Origin of the sequence: Streptomyces recifensis, from assembly GCF_002154615.1 — a bacterium.
Lineage (GTDB): Bacteria > Actinomycetota > Actinomycetes > Streptomycetales > Streptomycetaceae > Streptomyces > Streptomyces griseoluteus.
The window spans coordinates 1-1,684 of the sequence record NZ_MUNH01000722.1 but is presented as its reverse complement, the minus strand read 5'-3'; the positions used below and the strand labels follow the sequence as shown (position 1 = coordinate 1,684).

Sequence of the window (1,684 nt, the reverse complement as noted above, 5' to 3'; positions counted from 1 at the left end):
GCAGGACCAGGCTCCGCGACTCGACCCGCAGCCGGGTACCCGCCTTGCGCTCCCGCTCGTCGGGCACACCCTCGGGGTCGGCGGTGTCGATCAGGGTCGTCCAGCGCTCGCCGTACGACGCGGCGGGCAGCCGGAAGTCGACGGGCTCCCAGAAGCCGTTCAGCAACAGCAGGAAGGAGTCGTCGACGACCCGGCCTCCGTAGGCGTCCCGCTCGGCGATGGCGTCGCCGTTGAGGAAGACGCCCACCGAGTGCGCGTCACCGCGCCGCCAGTCCTGGTCGGTCATCTCACGCGCGTCGGGCCGCAGCCAGATCAGGTCGGGCAGCGGCTGCTTTTTCCGGGTCTCGGTCTCGCCGCGGAAGAAGCGGCGCCGGCGCAGCACGGGGTGCTCGGCGCGCAGGCCGATCAGGCGCCGGGTGAAGTCGACGAGGGCGCGCTGCTCGTCGGTGAGGTCCCAGTCGATCCAGGAGATCTCGTTGTCCTGGCAGTAGGCGTTGTTGTTGCCGCGCTGGGTCCGGCCGAGTTCGTCGCCGTGGCCGAGCATCGGGATGCCCTGGCTCAGCAGCAGGGTGGCCAGCAGGTTGCGCTGCTGGCGGGCCCGCAGTTCGAGCACGGCCGGGTCGTCGGTGTCGCCCTCCACCCCGCAGTTCCAGGACCGGTTGTCGCTCTCGCCGTCCCGGTTGCCCTCACCGTTGGCCTCGTTGTGCTTGTCGTTGTACGACACGAGGTCGCGCAGGGTGAAACCGTCGTGCGCCGTGACGAAGTTGACGCTGGCCCGCGGCCGGCGCCGGCTGGCCTGGTAGAGGTCGGAGGAACCGGTGAGCCGGGACGCGAACTCGCCCAGCGAACCGGGCTCGGCCCGCCAGAAGTCCCGTACGGCGTCCCGGTACTTGCCGTTCCACTCCGACCAGAGCTGGGGGAAGTTGCCGACCTGGTAGCCGCCCTCCCCCAGGTCCCAGGGCTCGGCGATGAGCTTGACCCGGCTGATCACCGGGTCCTGCTGGATGAGGTCGAAGAACGCCGACAGCCGGTCCACCTCGTGGAACTGCCGGGCCAGGGTCGCCGCGAGGTCGAAGCGGAACCCGTCGACATGCATCTCGGTCACCCAGTACCGCAGCGAGTCCATGATGAGCTGCAGCACGTAGGGGTGCCGCATCAGCAGGCTGTTGCCGGTGCCCGTGGTGTCGTAGTAGTGCGCCCAGTCACCGTCGACCAGGCGGTAGTACGAGGCGTTGTCGATGCCCCGGAAGGAGAGGGTGGGGCCCATCTCGTTGCCCTCGGCGGTGTGGTTGTAGACCACGTCGAGGATGACTTCGAGGCCGGCCGCGTGCATCGCCTTGACCATGGCCTTGAACTCGTTGACCTGCTGGCCGCGCGAGCCGAGAGCGGCGTAGGCGTTGTGCGGGGCGAAGAAGCCGATGGTGTTGTAGCCCCAGTAGTTGGACAGCCCCCGGTCGCGCAGCACACCGTCCTGCGCGAACTGGTGGACCGGCATCAGCTCCACCGCGGTGACGCCGAGCGAGGTCAGATGCCCGGTGACCGCGGGGTGGGCCAGCCCTGCGTAGGTGCCGCGCAGCCGCTCCGGCACGTCCGGGTGGGTCCGGGTCAGGCCGCGCACATGGGTCTCGTAGATGACGGACTCGGAGTAGGGGTGCCCCGGCGGGCGGTCGTCGCCCCAGTCGAA

At 69.8% G+C, this 1,684-nt stretch carries 1 protein-coding gene; it reads right to left on the bottom strand.

The window, feature by feature from the left end:
• On the bottom strand, nucleotides 1-1,684 hold a 1,684-nt coding region (gene glgX, locus CCN33_RS28865; protein ID WP_086696328.1), incomplete at both ends, for a glycogen debranching protein GlgX.